We start from the raw sequence: 25,652 nt of genomic DNA, 5'->3' as shown, positions 1-25,652 counted from the left end.
TCTCCCCGGTCCGGACCTCGCTCCACCGTACGCCCGCCCCCACCCGCCGACGAGACCGGGGCACGGATGGACCCGCCCGACATGCGCCGTATGGCCGAGGGGCCGAGACTGGGCCCACATGCGTACTAGGAGGCGACGATGAGTTGGTTGTGGGCGATCATCGTGGGATTCGTCCTCGGTCTGATCGCGAAGGCGATCCTGCCGGGGAAGCAGCAGATCCCGCTGTGGCTGACGACCGTGTTCGGCATTCTCGGCAGCGTGCTCGGCAACGCCGTCGCGACCTGGATCGGGGTCAACGACACCAAGGGCATCGACTGGACCCGACACCTGCTCCAGCTGCTCGGCGCCGTCGCCGTCGTCGGCGTGGGCGACATGCTCTGGATGTCCCTCAAGGGCAAGCGCGCCTGACGGGCGGGCAACGGACGGACCGCGACCCCGCGGACCGCGAACGAACGGCGAAGGGCCCGGTACGGCGCACAGCGCCCGTACCGGGCCCTTCGCCCGTCCGGTACGGAGGACCTACCCGGCGGTGAACTCGATCGCCGCCAGGTTCTTCTTGCCGCGCCGCAGCACCAGCCAGCGGCCGTGCAGCAGCTCCTCGGCCGCCACCTCGGCGTCCTCGGCAGTGACCTTCACGTTGTTCACGTACGCACCGCCCTCCTTCACCGTGCGGCGCGCGCCCGACTTGCTCGGCGCGAGGCCGACCTCGGTGAACAGGTCCACGACCTGGCCGAGCTCGGTCACGCGCGCGTGCGGCAGCTCGGACAGGGCGGCGGCGAGCGTCGCCTCGTCCAGCTCCGCCAGGTCACCCTGGCCGAACAGCGCCTTGGAGGCGTTGATGACGGCCGCGCACTGCTCCGCGCCGTGCACCAGCGTCGTGAGCTCCTCGGCGAGCGCCCGCTGCGCGGCGCGCGCCTGCGGCCGCTCTGCGGTCTGCGCCTCCAGCTCCTCCAGCTCCTCGCGGGACTTGAAGGAGAGGATCCGCATGTACGTCGAGATGTCGCGGTCGTCCACGTTCAGCCAGAACTGGTAGAACGCGTACGGCGTCGTCATCTCGGCGTCCAGCCAGACGGCGCCGCCCTCGGTCTTGCCGAACTTGGTGCCGTCCGCCTTGACCATCAGCGGGGTGGCGAGCGCGTGCACCTCGGCGCCCGGCTCCACGCGGTGGATCAGGTCGAGCCCGGCCACCAGGTTGCCCCACTGGTCCGAGCCGCCCTGCTGGAGCGTGCAGCCGTAACGGCGGTACAGCTCCAGGAAGTCCATGCCCTGGAGCAGCTGGTAGCTGAACTCCGTGTAGCTGATGCCCTGCTCGGACTCCAGGCGGCGGGCCACGGAGTCCTTGGTCAGCATCTTGTTGACCCGGAAGTGCTTGCCGATGTCCCGCAGGAACTCGATCGCCGACATGCCGGCGGTCCAGTCCAGGTTGTTCACCATGATCGCCGCGTTCTCCCCCTCGAAGGAGAGGTAGGGCTCGATCTGCGTGCGCAGCCGGTTCACCCAGTTCGCGATCGTCTCGGGATCGTTCAGGGTGCGCTCGGCCGTCGGCCGCGGGTCGCCGATCTGGCCCGTGGCCCCGCCGACCAGCGCCAGCGGCCGGTGCCCGGCCTGCTGGAGCCGGCGCACGGTGAGGACCTGGACCAGGTGGCCGACGTGGAGACTGGCCGCGGTCGGGTCGAAACCGCAATAGAACGTGACGGGACCGTCCGCGAGAGCCTTGCGCAGTGCGTCCTCATCGGTGGACTGGGCGAAGAGCCCACGCCACTTCAGCTCGTCGACGATGTCCGTCACGTCGTCCGTCTCCTCTGGCCGTACAGGTGGAATGGTCGTCTCAGTCTAGGTGGGTCAGACCCCCTTGCTGACCGAGCTCATGTTGAAGTCGGGCACCCGCAGGGCGGGCATGGCGGTACGGGTGAACCAGTCGCTCCATTCGCGCGGCAGCGTCTTCTCGGTCCGGCCCGCCTCCGTGGCCCGCGACAGCAGGTCCACCGGCGACTCGTTGAACCGGAAGTTGTTCACCTCGCCGACCACCTCGCCGTTCTCGACGAGGTAGACGCCGTCCCGGGTCAGCCCGGTCAGCAGCAGCGTCGCCGGATCGACCTCGCGGATGTACCAGAGGCAGGTCAGCAGGAGTCCGCGCTCCGTGGAGGCCACCATCTCCTCCAGCGAGCGCTCCCCGCCGCCGTCCAGGACCAGGTTCCCCGCCTCGGGGGCCACGGGCAACCGAGTAAGTCCCGCGGTGTGCCGGGTGGTCACCAGGTGGGCCAGGCTGCCCGCCTTCACCCAGTCGACGGGACCGACCGGCAGACCGTTGTCGAAGACGGAGGACCCGTCGCCCGAGGCGTGCGAGATCACGAACGGCGCGGACTCCAGGCCCGGCTCGTTCGGGTCGCTGCGCAGGGTCAGCGGCAGCGGCGAGAGCGTCTCGCCGAGCCGGGTGCCGCCGCCGGGCTTGGAGAAGACCGTCCGGCCCTCGACCGCGTCCCGGGCCATGGACGACCACAGCTGGTAGATCAGCAGGTCCGCCACCGCGGTCGGCGGCAGCAGCGTCTCGTACCGCCCGGCGGGCAGCTCGATCCGGCGCTCCGCCCAGCCGAGCCGGACCGCGAGCTCGGCGTCGAGCTCGCCCGGGTCCACGTCCTTGAAGTCCCGCGTCGAGCGACCGGCCCAGGCGGAGCGCGAGCGGTCGGGGGACTTCGCGTTCAGGTCGAGGGTGCCGTTGGGCTGGTCGTGGCGGAGCCGCAGACCCGTGGACGTCCCCAGGTAGGTGGAGGTCATCTCGTGGTTGGCGAAGCCGTACAGCTCGCGGCCGCCGGCCCTGGCGCGGGCGAAGGCCTCGCCGAGCGCCGGGGCGAAGTCGGTGAAGACCGCGGAGGAGGTCTCGGCCGGCGGCTCGGTGAAGTCGGCGGAGACCGGCACGCCCTCGACGAGCGGCTGCGCGTCCTCCGCGGGCCCGGCCGCCCGAGCCGCGGCCTCGGCGGCCCGGACCAGCGGCTCCAGGTCGTCGAGGGTCACGGCGGAGCGCGAGACGACGCCGGACGCGGTGCCCTGCCCGCCGTCGACGGTCGCGACGACCGTGACCGTACGGCCCCGGGTGACACCGTTCGTCGTCAGCGCGTTCCCCGCCCAGCGCAGGTTGGCGGACGACTCCTCGTCGGCGATGACGACACACCCGTCGGCACGGGACAGCTCGAGGGCCCGCTCGACGATCTCGTACGGCTTGCTGACGCGGCTCATCGACCGGCCTCCTGCGTCGTGTTCAGGCTGTGCTTGCCCGGGGGACGCCCCCCGGACCCCCGGCAAATCTGGTGGCGAGCGTTCATCGACCGGCCTCCTGCGTCGTGTTCAGAATGTTGACGCCCCGGAAGAGGGCGGAGGGGCAGCCGTGCGAGACCGCGGCGACCTGGCCCGGCTGGGCCTTTCCGCAGTTGAACGCGCCGCCGAGCACGTACGTCTGCGGGCCGCCGACCTGCTCCATCGAGCCCCAGAAGTCGGTGGTCGTCGCCTGGTACGCGACGTCCCGCAGCTGCCCCGCGAGCCGGCCGTTCTCGATGCGGAAGAAGCGCTGGCCGGTGAACTGGAAGTTGTAGCGCTGCATGTCGATCGACCACGAGCGGTCGCCGACCACGTAGATGCCCCGCTCGACGCCGCCGATCAGGTCCTCCGTCGACAGACCGCCCGGATCGGGCTGGAGCGAGACGTTCGCCATCCGCTGCACCGGCACGTGCGCGGGGGAGTCGGCGTAGGCGCAGCCGTTCGACCGGCCCAGGCCGGTGAGCCGCGCGATCCGCCGGTCCGTCTGGTAGCCGACGAGCGTGCCGTCCTTCACCAGGTCCCAGCTCTGCGCCTCGACGCCCTCGTCGTCGTACCCGATCGTCGCCAGGCCGTGCTCGGCGGTCCTGTCACCCGTCACGTTCATGACGGAGGAGCCGTACGCCAGCTTGCCCAGCTGGTCGAAGGTGGCGAAGGAGGTGCCGGCGTAGGCCGCCTCGTACCCGAGCGCCCGGTCCAGCTCCGTCGCGTGGCCGATGGACTCGTGGATCGTCAGCCACAGGTTCGACGGGTCCACGACCAGGTCGTACCGTCCGGCCTCGACGCTCGGGGCCCGCATCTTCTCGGCGAGCAGCGCCGGGATCTCGTCCAGCTCCTTGTCCCAGTCCCAGCCGGTGCCGGTCAGGTACTCCCAGCCCCGCCCGACCGGTGGCGCGATCGTCCGCATCGAGTCGAACTCGCCGGTCGTCTCGTCGACGGCGACCGCCGTCAGCTGCGGGTGCAGCCGCACGCGCTGCTGGGTCGTGACCGTGCCGGCCGTGTCCGCGTAGAACTTGTTCTCGTGGACGGTGAGCAGCGACGCGTCCACGTGCGCCACGCCCTCCGCCCGCAGCAGCCGCCCGCTCCAGTCGGAGAGCAGCGCGCTCTTCTCCTCGGCGGGTACGGAGAAGGGGTCGACCTCGTACGAGGAGACCCAGGTCCGCTCGGGGTGCACCGGCTCGGCGGCCAGCTCCACGCGCTCGTCCGAACCCGCCGCGGCGATCACCTTCGCCGACAGCTTGGCCATGGCCACCGCCTGCGAGGCGACCCGCGCGGCCGCGTCCATCGTCAGGTCCACCCCGGACGCGAACCCCCAGGCCCCGCCGTGCACGACGCGGACCGCGTACCCGAGGTCGGTGGTGTCCGAGGACCCGGACGGTTTGGCGTCGCGCAGCCGCCAGGACGCGCTGCGCACCCGCTCCAGGCGGAAGTCCGCGTGCTCTGCGCCGAGCGCCCGCGCCCGGGCCAGCGCCGCGTCGGCGAGCGCCCGCAACGGCAGCGCGACGAACGAAGGGTCGATCTGATGGACCACGAGCGGCCTCGCTCTCGGTGATCGGAAGAGGGTCTGAAGATCAAGGTGGGGCTGTTCCGGAAGTCAACCACGGGACGGCCGACCGGGTGGGCGCATCCGGCCGCACCTGTGGATAACTCGTCGTCACGCCCTCCCGCGGGCCCCTCACGCCCCGCCCACGAGCTGTAGGGACCCGACAGTGCCGCCCGTATGCCACTGTCGGAGGTCGATTCCTCGTGCAGCAACTACTACCGATAGGTTTTCGGGTATCAGACCGCTATCGAAAGGGTGATCCGTTGAGCCGCTCGGTTCTCGTCACCGGAGGAAACCGGGGCATCGGCCTCGCCATCGCCCGCGCGTTCGCCGAAGCCGGCGACAAGGTCGCGATCACGTACCGCTCGGGCGAGCCCCCGGCCGCCCTGGCCGAGCTCGGCTGCCTGGCCGTCCGGTGCGACATCACCGACGCGGAGCAGGTGGAGCAGGCGTACAAGGAGATCGAGGAGAAGCACGGTCCGGTCGAGGTCCTCGTGGCCAACGCCGGCGTGACGAAGGACCAGCTCCTCATGCGCATGTCCGAGGAGGACTTCACGTCCGTCCTCGACACCAACCTCACCGGCACCTTCCGGGTCGTCAAGCGTGCCAACCGCGGGATGCTGCGTGCCCGGAAGGGCCGCGTCGTCCTGATCTCCTCGGTCGTCGGTCTGCTGGGCTCCGCGGGCCAGGCCAACTACGCCGCCTCCAAGGCCGGCCTGGTCGGTTTCGCCCGTTCCCTCGCGCGTGAGCTCGGCTCGCGCAACATCACGTTCAACGTCGTCGCCCCCGGCTTCGTCGACACCGCGATGACCGCGGTCCTCAGCGACGAGCAGCGCGCGGGCATCGTGTCCCAGGTGCCGCTCGGCCGCTACGCGCAGCCGGAGGAGATCGCCGCGGCGGTGAAGTTCCTCGCCTCCGACGACGCCTCGTACATCACTGGAGCCGTCATCCCGGTTGACGGCGGATTGGGCATGGGTCACTGATCACATGAGCGGAATTCTCGAAGGCAAGCGCATCCTGATCACCGGTGTGCTGATGGAGTCCTCCATCGCTTTCCACGCCGCGAAGCTGGCCCAGGAGCAGGGCGCGGAGATCATCCTCACCGCCTGGCCCCGGCCCTCGCTCACCGAGCGCATCGCCAAGAAGCTCCCCAAGCCGGAGAACGTGAAGGTTCTCGAGCTCGACGTCACCAACGACGAGCACCTCGCCCGCCTCGAGGGCCTCGTCCGCGAGAACCTGGGCGACCGCCTCGACGGCGTCGTGCACTCCATCGGCTTCGCGCCGCAGGACGCCCTGGGCGGCAACTTCCTGAACACGCCGTTCGAGTCCGTCGCCACCGCCATGCACGTCTCCGCGTACTCCCTGAAGTCGCTGACCATGGCCGTCCTGCCGCTCATGAGCGAGGGCGGCTCGGTCGTCGGCCTCACCTTCGACGCGCAGTACGCCTGGCCGCAGTACGACTGGATGGGCCCGGCCAAGGCCGCGCTCGAGGCCACCAGCCGCTACATGGCGCGCGACCTCGGCAAGCAGGACATCCGCTGCAACCTGATCTCGGCGGGCCCGCTGGGCTCGATGGCCGCGAAGTCCATCCCGGGCTTCGACGGTCTGGCCGCCGTGTGGGACAGCCGCTCCCCGCTCGAGTGGAACCTCACGGACCCGGAGCCGGCCGGCCGCGGCATCGTCGCCCTGCTCTCGGACTGGTTCCCCAAGACGACCGGCGAGATCATCCACGTCGACGGCGGTCTGCACGCGATCGGCGCCTGACCCGCTCGCGCCCCGCGCACACCAGGGCCCGTGCGTTCACCCATTCGGGTGGGCGTGCGGGCCCTCGGCGTTCCCTGACCCGTTCGACTCGAAAAGTCGCGCGAATCGCCCCAGACTGGTGCGAAGCGTGAGGTTCTGCTGCTGACGGGGAGGAGGTACGGGCATGCGCGCGATACGTGACGGTTTCGGGGCCTTCGCCCTGGTCGCCGTTCTGCTCGCGGGAACCGCCGTCGCCGCCGAGGTGCGCGACGCGCCCGCTCCGACCGAGGAACTCCCGGCCGGAAGCCGGTCCTCCGCCGACGGGTTCGCGGCTGACGGGGCCGCGACTGACGGGACCGCCGCCGACGGGTCCTCCGTTGACGGGTCCTCCGTCGGAGGGCGGGAGAACTTCGGAGCCTCCTGCCGCACCGTCGTCCAGGGCTCCCGCGTCACCGCCTACTGCCAGAACCCGTACCCCGACACCGACCGCGTCCGCCTCCACGTCGAGTGCGACCGCTGGTGGGACGTCGACACCGACAGCGCCCCCGTCGACGTCGGCGCCGCGGACTACGCCCAGATCAGCGGCCGCTGCTGGAAGGAGGTCGGCTCCGCCTGGGTCACCCACGAGCAGGTGGAACCGGTCACTCCGTAGCGGCCGGCGGGTTGCCGCCCCCGAGACACGTGAAGGGATAGACGGCCGCCTCCGCGCCCGCCCGCTCGGCGTCGCCCGCGCGGATCGCCGCGACCAGACGCGCGTGGTCCATGTGGTTCTCCGGCCGCAGGTCCTGGCCCACGTCCCCGCGCAGCCACTCCCGCAGGAGATCGCCCAGGTCCGCGTACAGCTCGGTCAGGACCTCGTTGCCCGAGGCGGCGACCACCGCGTGGTGGAAGGCGGCGTCGGCCGTCACGAACTTCTCCGCCTCTCCCGACTCCCAGGCCTCCTCGCGTCGTGCGAGCAGCGCGTCGAGCTGTCTCAGGTCCCGCTCCGAGCGCCGCTCCGCCGCGAAGCGCGCGGCGGCCGACTCCAGGGTCGAACGCAGCTCGGCGACGTGCCGGGGATCGGCGTCGGCGAACCTCCGGTGCATGACGCCCGCGAGCTCGCTGGTGGCGACGACGTACGTGCCCGATCCCTGGCGGATGTCGAGGAGCCCGTTGTGGGCGAGCGCGCGGACGGCCTCGCGCACGGTGTTGCGGGCCACGCCCAGCTGCTCGACCAGCTCGGGTTCGGTCGGGATGCGCGAACCCACCGGCCACTCGCCGGAGGTGATCTGGTTCCGCAGCTCGGCGATCACCTGATCGGAGAGACCTGCGCGCCGCGGGGGGCCGAGAGCCATGGAACACCTTCCTGAAGGGCGACTGAAGGGACGACTGAGGGACGACTGAGGAGCGACTGAAAGGGCGACTGGAGGGCTGCGGGGAGGCGATTGGTTCGAGATTGGACAACCAATCATCCCATGATTCTATGATGGGCCCATGCCTGCCGAGCCGAAGACCCTCACATCCGCCCCCGAGGCCCCCACCGGGTCCTCCTCCACGCCCACCCCCGTGCCCGGCGCCCCCGCCCGCTGGACCCTCGGTCTCGTCGCCGTCGGCCTGGTCCTCGCCGCCCTCAACCTGCGTCCCGCGATCACCAGCCTCGGCGCGCTCCTCGAAGAGGTCAGCGAGGGCCTGCACATGAGCGGCAGCGTCGCCGGCGTGCTCACCTCGGTCCCGCCGCTCTGCTTCGCGGTCTTCGGCATCACCGCCCCGCGCCTCGCCCGCCGCTTCGGCCCCGCCGCCGTCGTCTGCGCGGGCATGGCCGCGATCTTCCTCGGCCTCGCGCTCCGCCCCTTCGCCTCCGGCACGGCCGTCTTCCTCGCCGCCAGCGCCCTCGCCCTCATGGGCATCGCCGTCAGCAACGTCCTGATGCCCGTGATCGTCAAGCGGTACTTCCCCGACCGCGTCGGCACCATGACCGGCCTCTACTCCATGGCGCTCGCCCTCGGCACCTCCCTCGCGGCCGCCGTGACCGTCCCGCTGACCGACGCCCTGGGCGGCGACTGGCGCCTCGGCCTCGGCGTCTGGGCGGTGCTCGCCGCGCTCGCCGTCCTGGCCTGGATCCCGCTGGTACGGGACAGGGGCCGCGGCCACACGGAGAAGGCGACCGCGACGGCCCCGGCGGGCGCCGTCGCGCAGACCGCCACCGACGCCCCGCGCGTCACCCGCAGCCGCACCGCCTGGGCCCTCGGCTGCTTCTTCGGCCTCCAGGCCACGGGTGCGTACATCACCATGGGCTGGATGCCGCAGATCTTCCGCGACGCCGGCGTCCCCGCCTCCACCGCGGGCGTGCTCCTCGCCGTCACCATGGTCATGGGCGTCCCGCTCGCCTTCGTCATCCCGCGGCTCGCGACCCGCATGCGGACCCAGGGGCCGATCGTCGTCGCCCTCGCGCTCTGCGGCCTCACCGGCTACACCGGCCTGTTCTTCGCCCCGGCCGCCGGAGCCTGGGTCTGGGCGGTGCTGCTCGGCATCTCCAACTGCGCCTTCCCGCTCGCCCTCACGATGATCGGGATGCGGTCGAGGACCGGCGCCGGAGTCGTCCGGCTCTCCGCCTTCGCCCAGAGCGTCGGCTACCTCATCTCCATCCCCGGCCCCCTCCTCGTCGGCGTGCTCTACCAGCACAGCGGCGGCTGGGGACTGCCCATCGCCCTCATGGGCGGCCTGATGATCCCGCAGATGATCGTGGGAACCCTCGCGGGACGGGACCGGACGATCGAGGACGAATGCTGAGATGCGAGACTGGCTCCATGCCAGTCCTCGAACCCAATCCCCAGAACGGCCAGAAGAAGCTGCTCGTCGTGCTCGGCGCGATGCTCGGCATCACCGTGGTCATCGCCCTCATCGCCTCCTTCGCCTCCCCCTGAGGGTAGGGACAACCCCCCGTCCCCTAGGGGGAGAGTCTCAGGGGTAAGTGGGTGGATCACCCGATGGGCCCGGGGCCGCCCGGTCCGTACGGTGGAACCGGCGTCGGAAACGGCGCGGACCACGGTTTCCCATCCCACGGAGGCGGCCATGTCGGCCCGTTCGCAGCTCAGCACCCGGCCCCTGCCGGCCGCGGTCGGCACCCGACTGCCCTGGTGGGCCCTCGCCCTGCCCGTGGCCGCCTTCCTGGTCCTCCTCTTCCTGCTCGTATCAGGGCCTGGTGGGGCCCAGGCGACCGCTGGTGACCTGGGGGTCGACCGGGTTCTCGACCAGCTCCGGCAAACGCTCGCTCTCTGAGTCACCGCGGGCCGTTTCGTGCAAAGCTGTTGACCATGAGCGTCGATACACCCCGCAGGATCGTGCTGCTGCGTCACGCCAAGGCCGACTGGGGCCAGGAGTCCGACCACGAGAGGCCCCTCGCCGACCGGGGCCGCCAGGACGCCCCCGCCGCGGGCCGCCGGCTCGCCGGGACCGGCATCCCGATCGACCTGGTCCTCTGCTCGACCGCCGCCCGCACGCGCGAGACGTGGAAGCTGGCCGCACCCGAACTGCCCAAGCGCCCCAAGACCGTGTACGAGGACCGCATCTACGAGGCCTCGCTCGGCGAGCTCATCGCCGTGCTCAACGAGACCCCGGACGACGCGGCGAACGTGCTCCTCATCGGCCACAACCCCGGGGTGCACGCCCTCGCCGACGCCCTCGCCGGCGACTCCGAGGGAGACCTCCTGCCCCGGATGAACCGCAGCGGCTTCCCGACCTCCGCCATCGCCGTCCTCACCTTCACCGGCGGCTGGAAGTCGGTGGAGCACGGCGTCGGCCGTCTCGTGGACTTCTGGACCCCGCACGCCTGAGGCACCGGGGTACGAGAAGGGCCCGGCCGTCACGAGACGACCGGGCCCTTCCTCGTACCGGCGACGCCGTACCGACGTCTCAGTCAGTGCAGGAGGTCCTCGCCGCCGTCGGCGGCCTCGACCTCTTCGCGCGTGATCCCCAGCAGGTACAGCACGGTGTCGAGGAACGGCACGTTCACCGCCGTGTGGGCGGCCTCGCGCACCACGGGCTTGGCGTTGAACGCGACACCGAGCCCGGCCGCGTTCAGCATGTCCAGGTCGTTCGCCCCGTCGCCGATGGCCACGGTCTGCGCCAGCGGCACACCCGCCTCCCGGGCGAAACGGCGCAGCAGCCGCGCCTTGCCCGCCCGGTCGACGATCTCGCCGGTCACCCGCCCGGTGAGTTTGCCGTCCACGATCTCCAGGGTGTTGGCCGAGGCGAAGTCGAGACCGAGCCGCTCCTTCAGGTCGTCGGTGACCTGCGTGAACCCACCGGAGACGACCCCCACCTGGTAGCCGAGCCGCTTGAGCGTACGGATCAGGGTCCGGGCCCCCGGCGTCAGCCGCACCTCGGCGCGGACCTTGTCGACCACCGAGGCGTCGAGGCCCGCGAGCAGCTCCACGCGCGCGTGGAGGGACTGCTCGAAGTCCAGCTCGCCGCGCATCGCCGCCGCCGTCACCTCGGCGACCTTGTCCTCGCACCCCGCGTGCGCCGCGAAGAGCTCGATGACCTCGTCCTGGATCAGGGTCGAGTCGACGTCCATGACGACGAGCCGCTGCGCCCGCCGGTGCAGCCCGGCCGAGACCACGGCCACGTCCACCCCGATGGTGTGGGCCTCGGTCGCGAGCGAGGTCCGCAACGGCTCGGTCTCGCATCCGGAGACGGCGAACTCCACCGCCGTCACGGGGTACTTCGCGAGACGGAAGATGCGGTCGATGTTGCCGCCGGCCTCCGCGATCCTCGCCGTTATGGCCGCCGTCTGCTCGGCCGTCAGCGGGTTGCCGAGCACGGTGACGTGCGAGCGGCCCTCGCCGCGGGGCCGGTTGTCGCCGGTACCGGAGATGATCTCGGCCTGGAGCTTCAGGGACTCGGCCCAGCTGTGGATGGTCGCCCGCAGTTCGCCCTGCGGGGCGACGGTCGGCTCGGTGACGAGCGCGCACAGGACGAGGCGGCCGCGGGAGACCACCTGCTCGATGTCCACGACGTCGACGGAGTAGGCGGCGAGGGTGTCGAAGAGCCCGGCGGTGATCCCGGGCCTGTCCTTCCCGAAGATCTTGACGAGAAGAGTGGGAACGTCTGAGGTCTGCGATGCGCTCATGGTGGTTCCACCGTATCGGGCACCGCGTGCCACCCGACCCCCCGTCCCGCCCAGCGGACACCCGACTGGCCGGTGGACTCGCCGTACACCTCTTCCAGCAGCCCGACTTCCGGAGACGGGACCGGGCCTGAAATAGTTCCCCAGGATGATTCGCCATCCCTGGACTCCCGAAGACGGGGGGACATCGGGGGACAAGTAGTGGGGCATGGAGTGCCAGAACTCGTACTGGAATTGAACGGCAGGACCTGGACGCTCGATCCGTCCCGGTCGTACACCCTGGGCAGGGACCCGCAGGGTGACCTGGTCATCGACGACGCCAGGGTCTCGTGGCGGCACGCCACCATCAGCTGGGGCGGCCGGAGCTGGGTCATCGAGGACCACGGCTCCACGAACGGCACCTTCGCCCAGGGCCAGCGGATCCACCAGCTGGAGATCGGCCCCGGCTCGGCCGTGCACCTGGGCAACGCGACCGACGGACCGCGGCTGAATCTCGCCGCTGCCGGCGCCCCGGCCCAGCAGCAGCCGGCCCAGCAGCTGGCCCAGCAGCCGGCCCCGCACCAGGCACCCGCCCACCAGGGCGCCCCGGCGCAGGCCGGTGCCCAGGCAGAGTGGGCCCAGCAGCAGGCGCCGCAGCACCCGTCGCCGCACCAGCCCCCGCAGCAGCCGGGCTGGCAGCAGCAGCCGCAGCAGGCGCAGCCGCACTTCCCGCAGCAGCAGGGCGGTCCCGTCGAGCAGCTCGCGCAGAAGGTCCCGGCCGGCCGCGGACCGGCGGGCGCCTCCTCGGCCTACGCGGACCGCAGCCCCACCACGTTCCACCAGCTGGCCCTCGGCCACGTCATGCGCATCGGCCGTGCCCTGGAGAACGAACTGGTCGTCTCCGACCTCCAGGTCTCCCGGAACCACGCCGAGTTCCACGCCACGCCCGACGGCCGGTTCGAGATCCGCGACCTCGGCTCGCACAACGGCACGTACGTCAACGGCCAGCCGATCCCCAAGGGCGGCACCGCCCTCCTCGGCCCGCAGGACATCGTCGGCGTCGGCCACTCGACGTTCCGGATCGTCGGCGGCCAGCTGGAGGAGTTCGTCGACACCGGCTCCGTCTCCTTCTCGGCCCGCCACCTCACGGTCACCGTCGACGGCGGCAAGCAGATCCTCAAGGACGTCACCTTCGGCGTCCCCGAGAAGTCGCTGATCGGCGTCATCGGCCCGTCCGGCTCCGGCAAGTCCACCCTCCTCAAGGCGCTGACCGGCTACCGCCCGGCCAACGAGGGCGACGTCCTGTACGACAACCGCAGCCTCTACAAGCAGTTCGCCGAGCTGCGCCAGCGCATCGGCCTGGTCCCGCAGGACGACATCCTGCACAAGGAGCTGACGGTCCAGAAGGCGCTGCGCTACGCGGCCAAGCTCCGCTTCCCCGGCGACACCGCCGAGGCCGAGCGCGAGGCCCGCATCGACGAGGTGCTGCGCGAGCTCAAGCTCGACATCCACAAGGAGAAGAAGGTCACCTCCCTCTCCGGTGGCCAGCGCAAGCGCGTCTCCGTCGCCCTGGAGCTCCTCACCAAGCCCTCGCTGATCTTCCTGGACGAGCCGACCTCCGGCCTGGACCCGGGCATGGACCGCGACGTCATGCAGCTGCTCCGCGGCCTCGCCGACGACGGCCGCACGGTCCTGGTCGTCACCCACTCGGTCGCCGAGCTGGGCCTGTGCGACAAGCTCCTCGTGATGGCCCCCGGCGGCTCGGTGGCGTACTTCGGCCCGCCGGAGGAGGCGCTGAACTTCTTCGGCTACTCCACCTGGGCCGACGTCTTCTCCGCCTTCGAGAACTACCGCGACTACGACTGGGCGGGCCGCTGGAAGGGCTCGCAGCACTACCAGATGTACGCCGCCGAGATCGACGCCGTCGCCGCGCAGCCCGTCCAGATGCCGCAGCAGGCGATGGCCAGGCCGCCGAAGCCGCAGGGCTGGGGCTCGCAGCTGTGGACCCTGATCCGCCGCTACGTCTCCGTCATCGCCTCCGACAAGGGCTTCATGGCCCTGATGGTGATCCTGCCGGCCGTCCTCGGCGCCGTCTCCGTCGTCATCCCCGCCGACTTCGGCCTCGGCAGACCCACGCCGCCGTCCCGCTTCAACGGCGACGCCGGCACGATCATGCTGATCCTCGCGGTCGGCATGTGCTTCTCCGGCGCGGCCAACTCGGTCCGTGAGCTGATCAAGGAGCGGGTCATCTACGAGCGCGAACGCGCCGTCGGCCTCTCCCGCTCCGCGTACCTGATGTCCAAGGTCATCGTCCTCGGCCTGATCACGGCCTTCCAGGGCGTCATCATCTGCGGCATCGGCTTCTCCACGCGCGCGCTGCCCGAAGAGGGCCTGTTCATGCCGCCGGCCGTCGAGCTCTGCGTCCAGGTCATCGCCCTCGGACTGACCTCGATGATGTTCGGCCTGGTCATCTCCGCCCTGGTGAAGACCGCCGAGAAGACCATGCCGCTGCTGGTCATGTTCGCGATCATCCAGGTCGTCTTCACCGGCATCCTGTTCCAGGTGTACGGCTCGCCGGGCCTGGAGCAGTTCGCCTGGCTCATGCCCTCCCGCTGGGGCATCGCGGGCGCCGGCACCACCCTGGACCTGGCGGTCCTCATGCCGCCGTGGGACCACAAGGACCCCACGAACACCGACCCCCTGTGGGAGCACACGGTCGGCCAGTGGAGCCTGGACCTCGGCATCCAGCTGCTGATGGCCACGGTCTGCTGCGTCCTCGTGGCCCGGCTGCTGCGCCGCCACGAGCCCGAGGTCATGCGCAAGTAGCGACCGAGGCGGTACGACGGAGGGCGGCACCCCGCACAGGGGTGCCGCCCTCCGTCGTACGACAGCGGTCGACCGGGTGCGATCAGTACGCGCTGTTGACGTTGTCGATCGAGCCGTAGCGGTCGGCCGCGTAGTTGGCGGCGGCGACGATGTTGGCGACCGGGTCGTACTGGTCGAACTTGGTGCCGGGCACGTGGTACGCCTTGAAGGTCGGGTAGATCACCTGGAGCAGGCCCTTGGACGGCACGCCGTTGACGGCGTTGACGTCCCAGTTGTTGATGGCGTACGGGTTGCCGCTGGACTCGCGCATGATGTTCTTGTGCAGGCCGTTGTACGTGCCCGGGATGTTGTGCTTGTCCATGATGAACAGCGCCTCGCGGATCCAGCCGTCGAGGTTGTTCGCGAACACCGGGGTACGGGCGACGGAGCGGCTCGCGGCGGCCTTCTCGGCGGCGCGCTTCTTGGCGTCCGCCTTCGCCTTCGCGGCGGCCTTGGCCCGCGCGTCCGCCTTGGCCTTCGCCGCGGCCTGCGCCTTGGCGGCGGCCCTGGCCTGCGCGTCGGCCTTCGCCTTCGCGTCCGCCTTCGCCTTGGCGGCGGCCTTGGCCTTCGCCTCGGCCTCCTGCTGGGCCTTCAGGCCCACGGCGGTGTGCTGCTCGGTGAGGCTGGCGGCCAGCGCCTTCGCCTGCGGGGCGGCGGCGTCGTACGACCAGGCGACCTGCTGCGTACCGGCGGCGAGGGCCACCGGCTCGGTCTCGGTGGAACCGTTGCCCTGGACGAGGGAGAGCGTGAGGGCTGCGGCGCCCAGAGCGGCGACGCCGGCGATCGAGGCCTTGTGGGTCTTCTTCAGACCACGACTGTGGCCAGGGGTGTTCGCAGTCATGCTCGGCTACCTCTTCGAATCGCTGGGGGTCGCTCCGCCGGGGCGGCGCTGCGCCTGCTGGGCGGCGACGGGGGCAATTCTTAGCGGCAGCAAAAAGCCGTGGCAAAGGTGTGACGTACGATCCGGGATAGTGGATCAGGGCCTCGTGTACGACCCACGGAACGGCCCCTATGACCCGGTTCCCCCGTGGATATCCGCCCTCGGGGTTCCACTACGCGCCTTCGTAAGTGATGTGCGTCCTATGCGCGGGCTCACATCGGCCACGTAACGAACTCACCGAACGTTGCGGCAGCAACGCACACGGTGAAAGCCCGTACTCCTTAAGGAGGAGACCGGCGGGCAGGCCCTGCGACCTAGGTCCCGCGACCCCCACGCAGTGGTCCCCGGTCGGATACGGACCGTCACACCCCGCCGGTACGGTGAACACATGAGCCATCGACCCGGCTCCGGCCTCGCCGCCGTGAGCACCGCACTCCTCGCGATGAGCCGCCGCCTGGAGGTCCGCGACGTCCTCAAGACGATCGTCGCCTCCGCCCGCGAGCTCCTCGACGCCGAGTACGCGGCCCTGGGCGTCCCCGACGACCACGGCGGCTTCGCCCAGTTCGTCGTCGACGGCGTCAGCGACGCCCAGTGGAAGGCGATCGGCCCCCTGCCCCGCCAGCACGGCATCCTCGACGCGATGCTCCACCAGGCCCGTCCCGAGCGCATCGCCGACGTCCGCGACGACCCCCGCTTCGGGGGCTGGCCGGCCGCCCACCCCGAGATGTCCGACTTCCTCGGCCTTCCCGTGAGGGACGGCGACGAGATCCTCGCCGCCCTCTTCCTCGCCAACAAGAGGGGCCCCAAGGGCGACGGAGAGGGCGGATTCACCGCCGAGGACGAGGAGCTGCTCGGCATCCTCGCCCAGCACGCGGCCATCGCCCTCACCAACGCCCGTCTGTACGAGCGCAGCCGCGAGCTCACCATCGCCGAGGAGCGCTCCCGCCTCGCCCACGAGCTGCACGACGCCGTCAGCCAGAAGCTCTTCTCCCTCCGCCTGACCGCCCAGGCGGCCGCCGCCCTCGTCGACCGGGACCCGGCCCGCGCCAAGGGCGAGCTCCAGCAGGTCGCCGCACTCGCCGCCGAGGCCGCCGACGAGCTGCGCGCCGCCGTCGTCGAGCTGCGCCCCGCCGCGCTCGACGAGGACGGCCTCGTCCACACCCTGCGCAACCAGATCCAGGTCATGGACCGCGCCCACACCGCCCGGGTCGCCTTCGAGAGCGCGGGCGTGCGCGCCCTGCCCGCCGCCCAGGAGGAGGCCGTCCTCCGGGTCGCCCAGGAAGCCCTGCACAACGCCCTGCGCCACGCCGACGCGGAGCACGTCACCGTCGCCCTCACCCGCAGTGGCCAGGGCGCCCGGCTGACCGTCGCCGACGACGGCAAGGGCTTCGACCCGCGTACGGTCCGCAGCGCCGGACGTCACCTCGGCCTGGTCTCCATGCGCGACCGGGCGAGCGGCGTCGGCGGCGCCCTCACCGTGACCTCGGCCCCGGGCCGGGGCACCACGATCGAGATGGAGGTTCCCGGTGGCTGACAAGCCGATCCGTGTCCTGCTGGTCGACGACCACCAGGTCGTCCGCCGAGGCCTGCGCACCTTCCTGGAGGTGCAGGACGACATAGAGGTGGTGGGGGAGGCCGCCGACGGCGCCGAGGGCGTCGCCCTGGCCGAGGAGCTCCGCCCCGACGTGGTCCTCATGGACGTGAAGATGCCCGGCATGGACGGCGTCGAGGCGCTCAAGCGACTCCGCGAGCTCGCCAACCCGGCCAGGGTCCTGATCGTCACCAGCTTCACCGAGCAGCGCACGGTCGTCCCCGCGCTCCGCGCCGGCGCCTCCGGGTACGTCTACAAGGACATCGACCCCGACGCCCTGGCCGGCGCCATCCGCTCCGTCCACGCGGGGCACGTCCTCCTCCAGCCCGAGGTCGCCGACGCCCTCCTCAGCCAGGACGACACCCCCAGCGGTACGGGACGGGGCTCGGTCCTCACGGAGCGCGAGCGGGAGGTCCTCGGCCTCATCGCGGACGGCCGCTCCAACCGGGAGATCGCCCGCGCGCTCGTCCTCTCCGAGAAGACGGTCAAGACGCACGTCTCGAACATCCTCATGAAGCTCGATCTGTCCGATCGCACCCAGGCCGCCCTCTGGGCCGTCCGGCACGGCCTCACGGACTGACGCGCCCCCAGTGCGCCGGGGCGCACGACCGTTCAGTACTTCATACGGTCGTGTGTACATCCCCCGTTCGGCGCAACCGGACGGGGGCGGCGGCGTTCTCCATGGCGTGCTGCGGCGGACCGGCCGCAGCGATGACCAGGAGGAAGTACCAAGTGAAGAACCTCAAGAAGGCCGCTGCCCTCACCATGGTCGCCGGTGGCATCGTCGCCGCCGGTGCGGGTGCCGCCTCCGCGCACGGCGCCGAGGCCACGGGCAAGGCCCTCAACTCGCCGGGCGTCGGCTCCGGCAACCTGGTGCAGGTCCCGGTCCACGTCCCCGTGAACGTCTCCGGCAACACGGTCAACGTGATCGGCCTGCTCAACCCGGCCTTCGGCAACGGCGCCGTCAACGCCTGACCACCCAGCCCGAGCGGCCCCCGGGAATCTCCCGGGGGCCGCTCGCGTCTCCCACCCCCACACCGTCACGGCCACGGCCAGCAGCGAACCGCCACGGCCGGCCGTTCCACGCCGGACGGGTTGTGGGCAGTCGTTCCGCAGGGCGGAACGGGTGGGCAACCCCTCAGGGCGTCGCCCGTCCCCGCACCACCACCCGACGCGCCTCCCCGGCCCGCGAGCCCCGACCCCCAAGGGCCCAAGGGCCCAGCAACCCATACAGGGCCAGGCGGCCCCAGGGTCCAAGGCTCAGGCGAGGCCAGGCAGGGCCAGAAACGCGGGACCAGGGGGGCAGGCCCCGAGGTCTCCCGACCCGCAAGGGTCAGACCCCCCGCTCCCGCTCCCTCTCCTCCACATACGCGTTGTACGCGGCGACCCGCGCCCGCCGAGCCACCCGCTCCACCGGCCGCAGCGCCTCCCCCCGCGCCGCCATCTCGGACGCGCTCACCGCACCCCCCTTCCCGTTGCCGTACGCCAGGTCCACCATCAGCCCCACCCGCTGGGCCAGCTCCAGGACCCGCACCGCCCGCGGCGGGTACCCGGGCGCAAGGACCTCGCGCCCCACATCCGCCCGCGCCCGGTACGCCTCGCGCGCCGCCTCCGCCGCCGGCCCCGACGCCGCCACGTCCAGCCGCGTCAGCGCGGCCGTCGCGTCCCGCAGCGCCTCCGCGAGCTCCCGCTCCGCCTCGCTCAGCGACGGTACGTCCGCGGGGGGCGCCTCCCGCACCGCGAGGCAGCGCCAGACCACCTCGACGTGCACGTCACCCGCGGGCCCCGCCTCCGAGACCTCCGGCACGAGCCCGTACGGCGCGCCGAAGCCCACCACGGCCTCCTCCGCCTCCAACGCGCGCGCGTTGAAGTCCGGCGGCCCGCTCAGCCCCAGCGGATGCCCCGGCGCCGGCAGCGCGACACGCCACCCGGTCACCCCGAGTCGCCGCAGCCGCCCGAGGGCCAGCGTCAGCCCCACCGGCCCCGCCTCACCCGGCAGCCCCTCGACGCGGTGCACCGCGTCGTCCCCGACAATCGCCAGCGCCGCGTCGTCCGGCGACACCGCCCCGGCCAGCAGGGCGTTGCCCCAGGCGGCCAGGCGTCCTGAACGTGGTTCGACAAGCATTCCCCAAGACTAGGGCGCGTCCGGTGGCCCGAACGACGCCCTAACGAAGCCCTACGGACCGGCCCGCCCGCTCGATAACGTAGGTTTTCCCCTGGACGCCGCGCCCATCGGCGCAAGGCGACGACACGACTCGACCGCAAGGGGAGACAACGCGCTCATGAGCGATGTACTGGAGCTGGTGGACGTATCCGTGGTCCGCGACGGACGGGCTCTGGTGGACGAGGTCTCCTGGTCGGTCAAGGAAGGCGAGCGCTGGGTCATCCTCGGACCCAACGGCGCCGGCAAGACGACCCTCCTGAACATCGCCTCCAGCTACCTCTTCCCCACCAAGGGCACCGCCCACATCCTGGGCGAGCAGCTGGGCGGCGTCGGCACGGACGTCTTCGAGCTCCGCCCCCGCATCGGCATGGCCGGCATCGCGATGGCGGAGAAGCTGCCCAAGCGGCAGACCGTCCTCCAGACCGTCCTCACCGCCGCGTACGGCATGACCGCCACCTGGCACGAGGACTACGACCCGGTCGACGAGCAGCGCGCCAAGGCCTTCCTCGACCGCCTCGGCATGAGCGACTACCTGGACCGCAGGTTCGGCACCCTCTCCGAGGGCGAGCGCAAGCGCACCCTGATCGCCCGCGCGATGATGACCGACCCCGAGCTCCTCCTCCTCGACGAGCCCGCCGCCGGCCTCGACCTCGGCGGCCGCGAGGACCTCGTCCGCCGGCTCGGCCGCCTCGCCCGGGACCCGTACGCCCCCTCCATGATCATGGTCACGCACCACGTCGAGGAGATCGCCCCCGGCTTCACCCACGTCCTGATGATCCGCCAGGGCAGGGTCCTCGCCGCCGGCCCCGTGGAGACCGAGCTCACCTCCCGCAACCTCTCGCACTGCTTCGGCCTCCCGCTCGTCGTCGAGCGCGTCGGCGACCGCTGGACCGCGCACGGCCTGCCGCTGAAGTGACCCGCCCGGGGGACCGGCGACCCGCACAGCCGCCAGAACCCCCGGCGCGCGCCAACTACCGCGCCCTGTCACGGAACAGCCCCACCGCCCTACCATTGACCACGTGGACATCGACGCGTGGGTCTGGTGGTTGATCGGCGCGGTGGGGCTCGGCATTCCGCTGGTCCTGACCGCGATGCCGGAGTTCGGCATGCTGTCCGTCGGCGCCGTCGCGGGCGCCGTCACCGCGGCACTCGGCTACGGTGCCGTCGCCCAGGTCGTCGTCTTCGCCGTCGTCTCGACGGCCCTCGTCGCCGTGGTCCGCCCGATCGCCGCACGCCACCGCGACGGCCGTCCCCGGCTCGCCACCGGCGTCGAAGCCCTGAAGGGCCGTCAGGCCGTCGTCCTGGAAAGGGTCGACAGCGACGGCGGCCGCGTGAAGCTCGCCGGCGAGGTCTGGTCCGCCCGCACCCTCGACACCGGCCAGACCTTCGAACCCGGCGAACGGGTCGACGTCGTCGAGATCGACGGCGCGACGGCCGTGGTCATGTGACGGAACCTCACCCATTGGCCGAACCTCACCCATGACGTTCCGCCGTCTGGGAAACTCGATCATCGAAAGCAACCCGGCAGTCAACCGGCAGCGAAGGGCACGGGGAACACGATGTCAGCAGTCATCATCGTCCTGATCATTCTGGTGGTGCTCGTCTTCATCGCCCTGATCAAGACGATCCAGGTCATCCCGCAGGCCAGCGCCGCGATCGTGGAGCGCTTCGGCCGCTACACCCGCACGCTCAACGCCGGTCTGAACATCGTCGTCCCGTTCATCGACACGATCCGCAACCGCATCGACCTCCGCGAGCAGGTCGTCCCCTTCCCGCCCCAGCCGGTCATCACCCAGGACAACCTCGTCGTCAACATCGACACGGTCATCTACTACCAGGTGACCGACGCCAGGGCAGCGACCTACGAGATCGCCAGCTACATCCAGGCGATCGAGCAGCTCACCGTCACCACCCTGCGCAACATCATCGGCGGCATGGACCTGGAGCGGACCCTCACCTCCCGCGAGGACATCAACGTCGCCCTCCGCGGCGTCCTGGACGAGGCCACCGGCAAGTGGGGCATCCGCGTCAACCGCGTCGAGCTCAAGGCCATCGAGCCGCCGACCTCCATCCAGGACTCGATGGAGAAGCAGATGCGCGCCGAGCGCGACAAGCGCGCCGCCATCCTCACCGCCGAGGGCACCCGCCAGTCCCAGATCCTCACCGCCGAGGGCGAGAAGCAGTCCGCGATCCTCCGTGCCGAGGGCGAGGCGAAGGCCGCCGCCCTCCGTGCCGAGGGCGAGGCCCAGGCCGTCCGCACGGTCTTCGAGGCCATCCACGCCGGCGACCCGGACCAGAAGCTCCTCTCGTACCAGTACCTCCAGATGCTCCCGAAGATCGCCGAGGGCGACGCCAACAAGCTCTGGATCGTGCCCAGCGAGATCGGCGACGCCCTGAAGGGCCTCTCCGGCGCCTTCGGCAACCTCGGCGGCGGCACCCCCGGCTTCAACACCAAGGACGGCGTCCCGTCCGCCAGGCGAGAAGAACCCCAGGTCGACTGACGCGTACACGCACACCTCCTGCATGATCAGTGCGAGCCCCTCGACTCCGACGACCTCGGGGCGGGGAGGCGAGCCACTGACCCTGTAAGGAGATGGCGTTGTCCATCTGGGAAGCCCTGGCGGTCTTCGCCGCCGGCATCGGCGCCGGCACCATCAACACGATCGTCGGATCGGGAACGCTGATCACGTTCCCGGTCCTCCTCGCGACCGGACTCCCTCCGATCACCGCGAACGTCTCCAACGCCCTCGGCCTCGTCCCCGGCTCGATCAGCGGAGCCATCGGCTACCGTGCCGAGCTCGCCGGACAGAAGAGCCGCATCCTGCGCCTCGGCGGGGTGGCCCTCCTCGGCGGCCTCATCGGCGCGGTCCTCCTCCTCGCCCTGCCGTCCGACGCCTTCGACGCGATCGTCCCCGTCCTCATCGGCCTCGCGCTGGTCCTCGTCGTCCTCCAGCCCCGCATCGCCGCCGCCGTCCAGCGCCGCCGCGAACAGACCGGCACCGAGGCCCACCCCGACGGAGGCCCCGTCCTCCTCGTCGGCCTCCTCCTCGCCAGCATGTACGGCGGATACTTCGGCGCCGCCCAGGGAGTCCTCTACCTCTCCCTCATGGGCCTGCTGCTCCACGACACCCTGCAGCGCATCAACGCCGTCAAGAACGTCCTCGGCGCCCTGGTCAACGGCGTCGCCGCCGTTTTCTTCCTCTTCGTCGCCGAGTTCGACTGGACGGCCGTCCTCCTCATCGCCGTCGGCTCCACCATCGGCGGCCAGATCGGAGCCAAGGTCGGCCGCAAGCTCCCGCCCAACGTCCTGCGCGGAGTGATCATCGCCGTCGGCGTCGTCGCGATCCTCCAACTGACCCTCAAGTAGCCGGAGTACGCGGAAGGGCCCGCCCCCTGACCCAGGAGGCGGGCCCATCCCCGTACGCGTTACGCCGCCGAGTCCCCGGCCAGCCACTCCGGCAGCGCCGACCGCTCACCCGACCGCATCGCGAGCAGCATCGCGTCTGCCGGCGTCGGCACGAACGGCTGGTGCAGCAGCGGCATCCCCGCCTGCTCGGGCGTCCGGTCGGCCTTGCGGTGGTTGTCCTCGGCACAGGAGGCGACCGTGTTCAGCCAGCTGTCCCCACCACCCTGCGCCCGCGGCACGACGTGGTCCACGGTCGTCGCCCGCTGCCCGCAGTACGCGCACCGGTGTTGGTCCCGTATCAACACCCCCCGCCTCGACCACGGCGCGTGTCTTCGGAACGGAACCCGCACGTACCGGCAGAGCCTGATCACCCGAGGCACCGGAAGATCGACGGCGGCACCGCGCATCCGCAGATCGGGATGGGCCTGCTCGACGACGGCCTTGTCCGTCAGGACGAGCACCACCGCGCGGTTGAGAGTGACCGTCGACAGCGGCTCGAAGCTCGCGTTCAGTACCAGCGTGTCCCGCATTGTGCCCACCTCCCGTGTGCCGGCCCCGCCCCGGAGCGGGGCGCGGAGCCTGGATCAACGATGGCCGGGCCGGCCGGGGTCGGACAACGTAATTTCGCGCGCAACAAAAGATGCCCGCTTCTGATCTCTCCAAGACCAGAAGCGGGCAAACAACAAACGAACGATCAGACCGCCGCGGGAGCCGCGTACTCACCGACCAGCTGGGCACGGCCCAGCGTGTGGAACCGCAGGTTGAACCCGATGGCCGCCGGCGACGCGTCCGCGTCGGGCCCGAGCTTCTCGCTGTCCACCGCGTACACCGTGAAGACGTACCGGTGCGCCGGGTCCCCGGGCGGGGGAGCGGCCCCACCGAAGTCGCGCGAGCCGTAGTCGTTCCGCACGTGCACGGCACCGGCCGGCAGGCCCGGGAAGGATCCGGACCCGGCACCCACCGGCAGCTCCGTGACCTCCACGGGGATGTCGATCAGCGACCAGTGCCAGAACCCACTGCCCGTAGGGGCGTCGGGATCGAAGCAGGTGACGGCGAAGCTCTTCGTTCCCTCCGGGAACCCCTCCCACCGCAGGTGCGGCGAGGTGTTCCCCTCCGCGTACACCTGAGCGTCCTTCAGGACCCCGCCCGGCGCGATGTCGTCGCTCACCACAGTGAACGCGGCCACCGGCGGGTGGAAGTCATGAGGAAGCGGCGCCCTCTTGCCCTCGGACACGTCGAATACCTCCGGGATCGTCCGTCAACGCTGACCCTGCCGAGCCTAGAGCCAGTTGCGACGGCCGCCGACCTCGGCGAGCCACTGGTTCAGGTACGCCGACCAGTCGGTCGCGTGGAAGTCGTTGAGCCCCACCTTGAAGGCACGGAAGGAGTCGCTGCCCTCACCGAAGAGACCCGGCTTCTTGTCCATCTCCAGGACGACGTCCATCTCGCGCTCGTCGGCGATGAAGCTGACCTCGACCTGGTTCAGCCCGCGGTACTGCTGCGGCGCGAAGAACTCGATCTCCTGGTAGAAGGGCAGCTTCTGCCGGGTGCCCCGGATGTGCCCGCGCTCCATGTCCGCGCTCTTGAAGCGGAAGCCCAGGTTGATGAAGGCGTCCAGGATCGCCTGCTGCGCCGGCAGCGGGTGCACGTTGATCGGGTCCAGGTCGCCGGAGTCCACCGCGCGCGCGATCTCCAGCTCGGTCGTCACACCGATGTCCATGCCGCGCAGCTGCTGACCGGCGACCGTCGTCACCGGCGTCTCCCACGGGATCTCCAGACCGAACGGCACCACGTGCACGGCCCCGGCCTTCACCTCGAAGGCACCGCCCAGACGCACCTTGACGAACTCGATGTCCTGCTTGTGCTCCTGGTCACCGCCCTCGACCTCGACCCGCGCCTGGAGCCCGACCGAGAGCCCCTCGATCTGCTGGTCGACGCTGCCGCCCTGAATGCGGACCTCGCCCTGGACGACACCGCCCGGAACGACGTTCGCCTCGGTGAGCACGGTCTCCACGGTGGCCCCACCGGCGCCCAGGCTCGCGAGCAGCTTCTTGAATCCCATGACTTCCACTCCTTCTCGGTACTGCCCCTACATACGCGCGACGACGGTAGCCGGTTCCCCGCCGCCCGCCACTACCCTCGGACGCCATGACCGAGACCCCCGGCCGCGCGCCGCTCCCGCGGTCCTTCTTCGACCGCCCCGTCCTCGAAGTGGCCCCCGACCTCCTGGGCCGCACCCTCGTCCGCAACACCGCCGAAGGCCGGATGGAGCTGCGCCTCACGGAGGTGGAGGCGTACGCCGGCGCGATCGACCCCGGCTCGCACGCCTTCCGCGGCCGCACCGCGCGCAACGCCGTCATGTTCGGCCCGCCCGGACACGCGTACGTCTACTTCACGTACGGCATGTGGCACTGCCTGAACCTGGTCTGCGGCCCCGAGGGCGAGGCGAGCGGGGTCCTCCTGCGTGCCGGCGAGATCCTGACGGGCGCCGAGCAGGCCCGCCCGCGCCGCCGCTCGGCCCGCGCGGACAAGGAGCTGGCCAAGGGCCCCGCCCGGCTGGCCACCGCCCTGGACGTCACCCTCTCCCTGAACGGCACCGACACCTGCGCCGGGGAGGACGCCCCGCTCTCCCTCCTCACCGGCACCCCGCCGCCCCCCGACCTGGTCGCCAACGGCCCCCGAACGGGCGTGGGAGGCGACGGGGCTCCCCACCCCTGGCGCTACTGGATCACCGACGACCCCACCGTCAGCCCCTACCGCCCCCACACTCCCAGGAAGCGCCCCCTTGACTCGGGGAAGCGACTCGTCTAACGTAGCCCGAGCAGCTGGTTACGGACCTGCTTATCGAGCACCCCGCAGCTGCCATCCACTACACACGATGAATCCCCTAACGGGGCTTATTTCGGCATGCCGGAATTCGTTTCGAAACCCTCGATTATGAGGCGCCGAGAAAATCAGCTAACGTGGTGGACACGCCGAAAGGCCCCCGGAGTGAAAACGAAAGGGACCGGAAAGCACCGAGGAAATCGGATCGAAAAGATCTGATAGAGTCGGAAACGAAGGAA

General features: G+C 71.1%; 27 protein-coding genes. 17 read left to right on the top strand and 10 right to left on the bottom strand.

All coding sequences use genetic code 11. From position 1 onward, the window contains the following. The first annotated feature begins 138 nt into the window (after positions 1 to 138). Positions 139 to 408 (top strand): GlsB/YeaQ/YmgE family stress response membrane protein, encoded by a 270-nt coding sequence (locus tag AB0G79_RS30610; RefSeq protein WP_360812204.1) that lies wholly within the window; start codon positions 139 to 141, stop codon positions 406 to 408. A gap of 111 nt (positions 409 to 519) precedes the next feature. On the opposite strand, the gene tyrS is transcribed toward AB0G79_RS30610, so the two are convergent. From tyrS to AB0G79_RS30595, 3 genes are all read right to left on the bottom strand, one after another. Further along, entirely contained in the window at positions 520 to 1,788 is a 1,269-nt protein-coding gene (gene tyrS / locus AB0G79_RS30605) for a tyrosine--tRNA ligase (protein WP_360812202.1), read from the bottom strand. Positions 1,789 to 1,842: 54 nt separating this feature from the next. Next, positions 1,843 to 3,234 (bottom strand): metallopeptidase TldD-related protein, encoded by a 1,392-nt coding sequence (locus AB0G79_RS30600; protein WP_360812200.1) that lies wholly within the window; start codon positions 3,232 to 3,234, stop codon positions 1,843 to 1,845. Positions 3,235 to 3,316: 82 nt separating this feature from the next. Further along, positions 3,317 to 4,840: a TldD/PmbA family protein gene (locus AB0G79_RS30595; protein WP_360812198.1), complete on the bottom strand. Its 1,524-nt coding sequence runs from the start codon at positions 4,838 to 4,840 to the stop codon at positions 3,317 to 3,319. Between the two features lie 275 nt (positions 4,841 to 5,115). Between AB0G79_RS30595 and fabG the strand changes: the two genes are divergently transcribed. The 3 genes from fabG (at position 5,116) to AB0G79_RS30580 (ending at position 7,247) form a co-directional block, all read left to right on the top strand. After that, positions 5,116 to 5,835, top strand: a complete 720-nt coding sequence (fabG, locus tag AB0G79_RS30590; RefSeq protein ID WP_360812196.1) for a 3-oxoacyl-[acyl-carrier-protein] reductase — start codon at positions 5,116 to 5,118, stop codon at positions 5,833 to 5,835. Between the two features lie 4 nt (positions 5,836 to 5,839). Further along, positions 5,840 to 6,616 (top strand): enoyl-ACP reductase FabI, encoded by a 777-nt coding sequence (fabI, locus tag AB0G79_RS30585; protein ID WP_360812194.1) that lies wholly within the window; start codon positions 5,840 to 5,842, stop codon positions 6,614 to 6,616. A 163-nt stretch (positions 6,617 to 6,779) separates the two neighbouring features. Continuing rightward, positions 6,780 to 7,247, top strand: coding sequence for a hypothetical protein (locus AB0G79_RS30580; protein WP_360812192.1), 468 nt, complete (start codon positions 6,780 to 6,782; stop codon positions 7,245 to 7,247). Here AB0G79_RS30580 and AB0G79_RS30575 read toward each other — a convergent pair. Then, on the bottom strand, positions 7,237 to 7,929 hold the full coding sequence (locus tag AB0G79_RS30575; protein ID WP_360812190.1) for an FCD domain-containing protein: 693 nt from the start codon (positions 7,927 to 7,929) through the stop codon (positions 7,237 to 7,239). The genes AB0G79_RS30580 and AB0G79_RS30575 overlap by 11 nt on opposite strands. 139 nt (positions 7,930 to 8,068) lie before the next feature. Here AB0G79_RS30575 and AB0G79_RS30570 point away from each other — a divergent pair, with 139 nt between their 5' ends. From AB0G79_RS30570 to AB0G79_RS30555, 4 genes are all read left to right on the top strand, one after another. After that, the gene (locus tag AB0G79_RS30570; RefSeq protein WP_360812188.1) at positions 8,069 to 9,364 is read left to right on the top strand and encodes an MFS transporter; all 1,296 of its coding nucleotides are present in this window, start codon (positions 8,069 to 8,071) and stop codon (positions 9,362 to 9,364) included. Between the two features lie 17 nt (positions 9,365 to 9,381). Next, complete coding sequence (locus tag AB0G79_RS30565; protein ID WP_360812186.1) at positions 9,382 to 9,498, top strand: SGM_5486 family transporter-associated protein; 117 nt, start codon at positions 9,382 to 9,384, stop codon at positions 9,496 to 9,498. Between the two features lie 148 nt (positions 9,499 to 9,646). Further along, entirely contained in the window at positions 9,647 to 9,853 is a 207-nt protein-coding gene (locus tag AB0G79_RS30560; RefSeq protein ID WP_360812180.1) for a hypothetical protein, read from the top strand. A 35-nt stretch (positions 9,854 to 9,888) separates the two neighbouring features. Next, entirely contained in the window at positions 9,889 to 10,407 is a 519-nt protein-coding gene (locus AB0G79_RS30555; RefSeq protein ID WP_360812169.1) for a histidine phosphatase family protein, read from the top strand. Between the two features lie 83 nt (positions 10,408 to 10,490). Here AB0G79_RS30555 and serB read toward each other — a convergent pair whose 3' ends face one another. Next, on the bottom strand, positions 10,491 to 11,705 hold the full coding sequence (gene serB / locus AB0G79_RS30550) for a phosphoserine phosphatase SerB (protein WP_360812167.1): 1,215 nt from the start codon (positions 11,703 to 11,705) through the stop codon (positions 10,491 to 10,493). Positions 11,706 to 11,903: 198 nt separating this feature from the next. Between serB and AB0G79_RS30545 the strand changes: the two genes are divergently transcribed. Next, on the top strand, positions 11,904 to 14,507 hold the full coding sequence (locus AB0G79_RS30545; protein WP_360812165.1) for an FHA domain-containing protein: 2,604 nt from the start codon (positions 11,904 to 11,906) through the stop codon (positions 14,505 to 14,507). A gap of 82 nt (positions 14,508 to 14,589) precedes the next feature. Here the strand turns inward: AB0G79_RS30545 and AB0G79_RS30540 are convergent, their stop codons facing one another. Beyond that, on the bottom strand, positions 14,590 to 15,387 hold the full coding sequence (locus tag AB0G79_RS30540; protein ID WP_360812163.1) for a transglycosylase SLT domain-containing protein: 798 nt from the start codon (positions 15,385 to 15,387) through the stop codon (positions 14,590 to 14,592). 427 nt (positions 15,388 to 15,814) lie between these two features. Between AB0G79_RS30540 and AB0G79_RS30535 the strand changes: the two genes are divergently transcribed. The 3 genes from AB0G79_RS30535 to AB0G79_RS30525 all read left to right on the top strand — a co-directional run bounded on the left by AB0G79_RS30535 (position 15,815) and on the right by AB0G79_RS30525 (position 17,992). After that, positions 15,815 to 16,960, top strand: a complete 1,146-nt coding sequence (locus tag AB0G79_RS30535) for a GAF domain-containing sensor histidine kinase (protein WP_360812161.1) — start codon at positions 15,815 to 15,817, stop codon at positions 16,958 to 16,960. Continuing rightward, the gene (locus AB0G79_RS30530; protein ID WP_360812159.1) at positions 16,953 to 17,597 is read left to right on the top strand and encodes a response regulator transcription factor; all 645 of its coding nucleotides are present in this window, start codon (positions 16,953 to 16,955) and stop codon (positions 17,595 to 17,597) included. The genes AB0G79_RS30535 and AB0G79_RS30530 overlap by 8 nt, the downstream gene beginning before the upstream one ends. A gap of 152 nt (positions 17,598 to 17,749) precedes the next feature. Continuing rightward, a complete protein-coding gene (locus AB0G79_RS30525; protein WP_360812157.1) occupies positions 17,750 to 17,992 on the top strand; it encodes a chaplin in 243 nt (80 codons plus the stop codon). 358 nt (positions 17,993 to 18,350) lie between these two features. Here AB0G79_RS30525 and AB0G79_RS30520 read toward each other — a convergent pair whose 3' ends face one another. Next, positions 18,351 to 19,142 (bottom strand): hypothetical protein, encoded by a 792-nt coding sequence (locus tag AB0G79_RS30520; RefSeq protein WP_360812155.1) that lies wholly within the window; start codon positions 19,140 to 19,142, stop codon positions 18,351 to 18,353. A 157-nt stretch (positions 19,143 to 19,299) separates the two neighbouring features. Here AB0G79_RS30520 and AB0G79_RS30515 point away from each other — a divergent pair, with 157 nt between their 5' ends. From AB0G79_RS30515 to AB0G79_RS30500, 4 genes are all read left to right on the top strand, one after another. Further along, positions 19,300 to 20,097, top strand: a complete 798-nt coding sequence (locus AB0G79_RS30515; protein ID WP_360812153.1) for an ABC transporter ATP-binding protein — start codon at positions 19,300 to 19,302, stop codon at positions 20,095 to 20,097. Positions 20,098 to 20,200: 103 nt separating this feature from the next. After that, the gene (locus AB0G79_RS30510; RefSeq protein ID WP_360812151.1) at positions 20,201 to 20,629 is read left to right on the top strand and encodes an NfeD family protein; all 429 of its coding nucleotides are present in this window, start codon (positions 20,201 to 20,203) and stop codon (positions 20,627 to 20,629) included. Between the two features lie 111 nt (positions 20,630 to 20,740). Beyond that, positions 20,741 to 21,682, top strand: coding sequence for an SPFH domain-containing protein (locus AB0G79_RS30505; protein WP_360812149.1), 942 nt, complete (start codon positions 20,741 to 20,743; stop codon positions 21,680 to 21,682). A gap of 92 nt (positions 21,683 to 21,774) precedes the next feature. After that, positions 21,775 to 22,548, top strand: coding sequence for a sulfite exporter TauE/SafE family protein (locus AB0G79_RS30500; RefSeq protein ID WP_360812147.1), 774 nt, complete (start codon positions 21,775 to 21,777; stop codon positions 22,546 to 22,548). Positions 22,549 to 22,607: 59 nt separating this feature from the next. Here the strand turns inward: AB0G79_RS30500 and AB0G79_RS30495 are convergent, their stop codons facing one another. From AB0G79_RS30495 to AB0G79_RS30485, 3 genes are all read right to left on the bottom strand, one after another. After that, positions 22,608 to 23,117, bottom strand: coding sequence for an HNH endonuclease (locus AB0G79_RS30495; RefSeq protein ID WP_360812145.1), 510 nt, complete (start codon positions 23,115 to 23,117; stop codon positions 22,608 to 22,610). A gap of 164 nt (positions 23,118 to 23,281) precedes the next feature. Continuing rightward, positions 23,282 to 23,821, bottom strand: a complete 540-nt coding sequence (locus AB0G79_RS30490) for a YbhB/YbcL family Raf kinase inhibitor-like protein (protein WP_360812142.1) — start codon at positions 23,819 to 23,821, stop codon at positions 23,282 to 23,284. A gap of 45 nt (positions 23,822 to 23,866) precedes the next feature. After that, on the bottom strand, positions 23,867 to 24,649 hold the full coding sequence (locus AB0G79_RS30485) for a sporulation protein (protein ID WP_360812140.1): 783 nt from the start codon (positions 24,647 to 24,649) through the stop codon (positions 23,867 to 23,869). A gap of 86 nt (positions 24,650 to 24,735) precedes the next feature. On the opposite strand from AB0G79_RS30485, the gene AB0G79_RS30480 reads away from it, so the two are divergent. Next, on the top strand, positions 24,736 to 25,398 hold the full coding sequence (locus AB0G79_RS30480; protein ID WP_360812138.1) for a DNA-3-methyladenine glycosylase: 663 nt from the start codon (positions 24,736 to 24,738) through the stop codon (positions 25,396 to 25,398). Positions 25,399 to 25,652: the final 254 nt, after the last annotated feature.

It is taken from the genome of Streptomyces sp. NPDC020807, assembly GCF_040641575.1.
Taxonomy (GTDB): Bacteria; Actinomycetota; Actinomycetes; order Streptomycetales; family Streptomycetaceae; genus Streptomyces.
Note: the sequence above shows the minus strand (reverse complement) of the source record. Positions and strands in the feature narration are given on the sequence as shown.

Bases quoted from the DNA above. Each gene is read 5' to 3' on its own strand.
- AB0G79_RS30485 (WP_360812140.1), bottom strand. From the start codon at position 24,649: ATGGGATTCAAGAAGCTGCTCGCGAGCCTGGGCGCCGGTGGGGCCACC.
- AB0G79_RS30565 (WP_360812186.1), top strand. From the start codon at position 9,382: ATGCCAGTCCTCGAACCCAATCCCCAGAACGGCCAGAAGAAGCTGCTC.
- AB0G79_RS30610 (WP_360812204.1), top strand. From the start codon at position 139: ATGAGTTGGTTGTGGGCGATCATCGTGGGATTCGTCCTCGGTCTGATC.
- AB0G79_RS30500 (WP_360812147.1), top strand. From the start codon at position 21,775: ATGGCGTTGTCCATCTGGGAAGCCCTGGCGGTCTTCGCCGCCGGCATC.
- AB0G79_RS30580 (WP_360812192.1), top strand. From the start codon at position 6,780: ATGCGCGCGATACGTGACGGTTTCGGGGCCTTCGCCCTGGTCGCCGTT.
- AB0G79_RS30505 (WP_360812149.1), top strand. From the start codon at position 20,741: ATGTCAGCAGTCATCATCGTCCTGATCATTCTGGTGGTGCTCGTCTTC.
- AB0G79_RS30495 (WP_360812145.1), bottom strand. From the start codon at position 23,117: ATGCGGGACACGCTGGTACTGAACGCGAGCTTCGAGCCGCTGTCGACG.
- AB0G79_RS30535 (WP_360812161.1), top strand. From the start codon at position 15,815: ATGAGCCATCGACCCGGCTCCGGCCTCGCCGCCGTGAGCACCGCACTC.
- AB0G79_RS30600 (WP_360812200.1), bottom strand. From the start codon at position 3,234: ATGAGCCGCGTCAGCAAGCCGTACGAGATCGTCGAGCGGGCCCTCGAG.
- AB0G79_RS30520 (WP_360812155.1), bottom strand. From the start codon at position 19,142: ATGCTTGTCGAACCACGTTCAGGACGCCTGGCCGCCTGGGGCAACGCC.
- AB0G79_RS30480 (WP_360812138.1), top strand. From the start codon at position 24,736: ATGACCGAGACCCCCGGCCGCGCGCCGCTCCCGCGGTCCTTCTTCGAC.
- serB (WP_360812167.1), bottom strand. From the start codon at position 11,705: ATGAGCGCATCGCAGACCTCAGACGTTCCCACTCTTCTCGTCAAGATC.
- fabI (WP_360812194.1), top strand. From the start codon at position 5,840: ATGAGCGGAATTCTCGAAGGCAAGCGCATCCTGATCACCGGTGTGCTG.
- AB0G79_RS30560 (WP_360812180.1), top strand. From the start codon at position 9,647: ATGTCGGCCCGTTCGCAGCTCAGCACCCGGCCCCTGCCGGCCGCGGTC.
- AB0G79_RS30515 (WP_360812153.1), top strand. From the start codon at position 19,300: ATGAGCGATGTACTGGAGCTGGTGGACGTATCCGTGGTCCGCGACGGA.
- AB0G79_RS30570 (WP_360812188.1), top strand. From the start codon at position 8,069: ATGCCTGCCGAGCCGAAGACCCTCACATCCGCCCCCGAGGCCCCCACC.
- AB0G79_RS30575 (WP_360812190.1), bottom strand. From the start codon at position 7,929: ATGGCTCTCGGCCCCCCGCGGCGCGCAGGTCTCTCCGATCAGGTGATC.
- AB0G79_RS30555 (WP_360812169.1), top strand. From the start codon at position 9,889: ATGAGCGTCGATACACCCCGCAGGATCGTGCTGCTGCGTCACGCCAAG.
- AB0G79_RS30540 (WP_360812163.1), bottom strand. From the start codon at position 15,387: ATGACTGCGAACACCCCTGGCCACAGTCGTGGTCTGAAGAAGACCCAC.